This is a genomic window from Dietzia sp. E1, from assembly GCF_014145015.1.
Lineage (GTDB): Bacteria > Actinomycetota > Actinomycetes > Mycobacteriales > Mycobacteriaceae > Dietzia > Dietzia cinnamea_A.
On record NZ_JAALDU010000177.1, the window covers coordinates 1 to 3,221 of the forward strand.

Annotated in this window: 5 protein-coding genes; 2 read left to right on the plus strand and 3 right to left on the minus strand. The window is 70.0% G+C overall.

Annotated elements, in window-relative coordinates; translation table 11 throughout:
* On the minus strand, positions 1 to 347 hold a 347-nt coding region (locus G6030_RS07260), incomplete at its 3' end, for a TetR/AcrR family transcriptional regulator (protein WP_347238601.1).
* A gap of 161 nt (positions 348 to 508) precedes the next feature.
* Here G6030_RS07260 and G6030_RS07265 point away from each other — a divergent pair.
* Entirely contained in the window at positions 509 to 1,228 is a 720-nt protein-coding gene (locus G6030_RS07265) for an enoyl-CoA hydratase/isomerase family protein (protein ID WP_182642661.1), read from the plus strand.
* A gap of 228 nt (positions 1,229 to 1,456) precedes the next feature.
* Here G6030_RS07265 and G6030_RS07270 read toward each other — a convergent pair whose 3' ends face one another.
* Both G6030_RS07270 and G6030_RS07275 read right to left on the minus strand, forming a co-directional pair.
* Complete coding sequence (locus G6030_RS07270) at positions 1,457 to 1,798, minus strand: Lsr2 family protein (protein ID WP_182642662.1); 342 nt, start codon at positions 1,796 to 1,798, stop codon at positions 1,457 to 1,459.
* Positions 1,799 to 1,961: 163 nt separating this feature from the next.
* On the minus strand, positions 1,962 to 2,675 hold the full coding sequence (locus G6030_RS07275) for a CbiX/SirB N-terminal domain-containing protein (protein WP_241724225.1): 714 nt from the start codon (positions 2,673 to 2,675) through the stop codon (positions 1,962 to 1,964).
* 76 nt (positions 2,676 to 2,751) lie between these two features.
* Here G6030_RS07275 and G6030_RS07280 point away from each other — a divergent pair, with 76 nt between their 5' ends.
* Complete coding sequence (locus tag G6030_RS07280; protein ID WP_241724226.1) at positions 2,752 to 3,213, plus strand: hypothetical protein; 462 nt, start codon at positions 2,752 to 2,754, stop codon at positions 3,211 to 3,213.
* The last annotated feature ends 8 nt before the right edge of the window (positions 3,214 to 3,221 follow it).

A 3,221-nucleotide genomic window follows, 5' to 3' on the forward strand; every position in this document is an offset into this window, starting at 1 on the left:
CCCACGACGAGGCCGTAGAGCCCCTGGTTCTCGAGCGCCCACAGGCGGTAGGCGCGGCACAGGGACCGGACGTCGCCTTCGACGCTGTCGTGCCGCAGGGCGTCGCGCAGGGCGGCGGCGAGCTGGCTGTCGGCCTCGTGCGCGACCGCGGCGAGCAGTCCGGCCTTGCCGCCGAACATCGTGTAGATCGCCGTGGTGGAGGTGCCCTGGGAGGCGGCCAGGGGCCGCAGTCCGAGCGTCTCCGGGGGCGCGTCGCGGAGCCGCCTGGTGGCCTCGTCGAGGATCCCCCGGCGCAGCGAGTCGTCGTACTGGGCGTGGGTGGAGGCACGCGTCGAGGAAGGGGTCACCCCGGCAGGGTACGACGACGACGACGAGTTCGCCGTCATACCGGCGTGGCGTGTCGGCGGGACACCGTGATACGGGCGTCGCGACAGTGCCGTCACGCCGGCTCCGCACCTGCTGAGACAGTGTTACCCGCCCGTCTGCCGGGGCGGCCTAGGCTGGGTCCATGACCACCCTGAGCCGTCATGGCAGCGTCTTCGTCCTGCGCTTCTCGGAGCTGATGGACACTGAGCCGACCACCACCGAGCCGACAGCCGAGCCCGGCAATCCCGAGAACGTCTTCTCGCCGGACCTCCTCGACTCGCTCGACGCCGCGCTCGACGAGGTCGAGGCCTCCGAGGGCCCGGCCGCGCTGGTCACCACGGGCGCCGGGCGGTTCTACTCCAACGGGCTCGATCTGGGGGTCGTCGCCTCGGACCCCGCGGGGCTGCCCGCGTACGTGACGCGGGTGCAGCGGCTGTTCGCCCGGGTGCTGCGGCTGGAGCTGCCGACGGTCGCGGCGGTCAACGGTCACGCGTTCGGCGCCGGGGCGATGCTCGCGGTGAGCCACGATCACCGGGTGATGCGGTCTGACCGCGGCTACTGGAACCTTCCCGAGGCGAGGCTGGGGATGCCGTTCCCGGCGGGCATGAACGCGCTCGTGACGACCCGCCTCGGTCACCCGGTGGCGTCCACCGCGATGCTCACCGCCCGCCGCTACCCCGCCGCCGAGGCCGTCTCGGCCGGGATCGCGCACGAGGCCGTCGACGCCGAGTCGGTCCTCGACCGGGCCGTCGCCGTGGCCGCGGAACTGGCCTCGCTGCGCGGGCCGAATTACTCGGGCATCCGCGCCGGTCTCGTCGCGGGGATACTGCCCCATCTGGACGCGCCGGTCGAGCGGCTCTGACCGTCAGGGCGGCCGAAACGCCGGGTGTAATACGTCACGAGTTGACCCTGCCGTGGCGTGAGGCACGCAATAGGAAAAGGACCTAGACCCATACGGGGCGTCGGTCCTTTTCTCGCCGGAGAGAAGACAGTTCTTACGAAAAGCGTCCAATCCGGCAATGTGATTCAGTTCTCGTCACCAGAGCCCATTGCACGCTGGCCCGGCCGACCGGCATGCGCGGGCACCCGGTCAGTTGGCCGCGGCGTACGCGTCCATGATGTCGGCGGGAATTCGGCCGCGGTCGGAGACCTCGTATCCGTTGTTCCGCGCCCATTCACGAATGGCCTTGGTCTCACCCGACGAGGACGACTTGCTCGCCGTCCGGCGTGCCGGCTTGGCCTTGTTCGAGGTCACCCGGTGGCCGTTCTCGACGTACGGCGCCATGACCTCACGGAACTTCGCGGCGTTCTCATCGCTGAGGTCGATCGTGTATTCCTTGCCGTCAAACGCGAACGAAATGGAATTGGCTTCTGTGCCGAGATCCGTTCCGTCGAGGTCGTCGATGTACTGAACCTGGAACTGTTGTGCCATGCGCTTCTTCTCCCTGTTCCGGCTGGCCCTCTTTCGAGGACATTATGCACAAACAATTCACAATCCGCACATACTACGTTTGGGAACAGATCGGCGGAAATGTTTGCGACGCTGACCCTTTAAGTCGATTCACAGGTGTCCGGCGTGCACTTCCACGGTGTTCTCAGCCGCCGATTGACGCGGAATTCTCGCGATATCTCCGCGCGATCAGATCGATGATCTCCGGGTGCGCACCCAATGGCGGAGAGGTGATATCCCCGCCCGCGGCGGCCAGGCGATCCGCGAAGAATCCCGGCGCGAGCAGGTGCGTCGCGACGGCGATCCGACGGTGCCCGTCGGCGCGCAGCGTCGAGACCGCCTCGGCGACCCTCGGGCTCGCCGAGGACGCGAATGCCGCTGTCACGGGCGTGCGGAGCAGCTCGGCGAGGCGCCCGGCCAGCACGCGGGTCTCCGCGACCGACGACGCGTCGCTGCTGCCGGCCGCGCCCAGGACGACCGCGTCGGCACCGAACGCGCCCATGGCCCCGGCCTCGGCGAGCCGCTGCACGAGCGCGCGTACGAGCTCGGGCTCGGCGCCCAGGTGCGGAGTCTGCACGACGGGGCCGGGCGCCTCGCGGCACGCCTGCCCGACGTCGTGCACGACGTGGAACCCGCGCGCGAGGAAGGCGGGCACCACGACCGTCGGCACGCCGTCCGCGAGGATCTTCCCGGGCCCCGGCTCCTGGACGTCCACCCAGGCGAGTCGGCAGTCCACCCCGACGAGCTGCTTGCGCACCTCGAGCAGAATCCGGCCCAGCACCCTGCGGCCGGTGGCGGACCGGGTCCCGTGCGCGACCAGTAGCAGGCGGGGGCCGGCCGGACCGGACAGGTCAGTCATGTCATCGAGCATGCCGCAATCGGCGTGCGCTGCCGCATCGGCTCGGCGAGACTGGGGGGATGAACAGGCTGGCTCCATGAACAGGCGGCGGCGGCCCGAGGTGACCGTGGCCAACTGGGAGGCCGTGTACGACTTCTACGGGCCCGGTCGGCGGCGGGACTGGTTCACCTACCCGCTGCTGGCGCTGGTGGACGCCGTCTACCGTCCGCGGCTGCGGATCGCCGACGACACCGTCGCGCGCCTGCACCGCCTGCACTCCGACGGCGTGGGGATCGTCGTGGCCGTCAACCACCCGTCCGCGCACGACCCCACCGTGCTCGCGGCGGCTCTGTTCGACCGGCGGATCCGCTTCCTGGCGAGCGGGACCGGGTTGACCAAGGACCCGTTGTTCCGCGGGCCCCTGCGGCCGGTCTTCGAGTACACCGGCACGGTGCCCGTCTTCCGGGCCAAGAACTACGAGGGGACGGCGTCCGACATCCACGAGGCCGCCGCCACGCGCCTCATCGGGCCTGACTTCCACAAGTTGACGCTGTTCTAGCGTTCTGC

Coding starts and splice junctions, on each gene's coding strand:
- G6030_RS07280 (WP_241724226.1), top strand. CDS start 2,752: ATGAACAGGCGGCGGCGGCCCGAGGTGACCGTGGCCAACTGGGAGGCC.
- G6030_RS07275 (WP_241724225.1), bottom strand. CDS start 2,675: ATGACTGACCTGTCCGGTCCGGCCGGCCCCCGCCTGCTACTGGTCGCG.
- G6030_RS07270 (WP_182642662.1), bottom strand. CDS start 1,798: ATGGCACAACAGTTCCAGGTTCAGTACATCGACGACCTCGACGGAACG.
- G6030_RS07265 (WP_182642661.1), top strand. CDS start 509: ATGACCACCCTGAGCCGTCATGGCAGCGTCTTCGTCCTGCGCTTCTCG.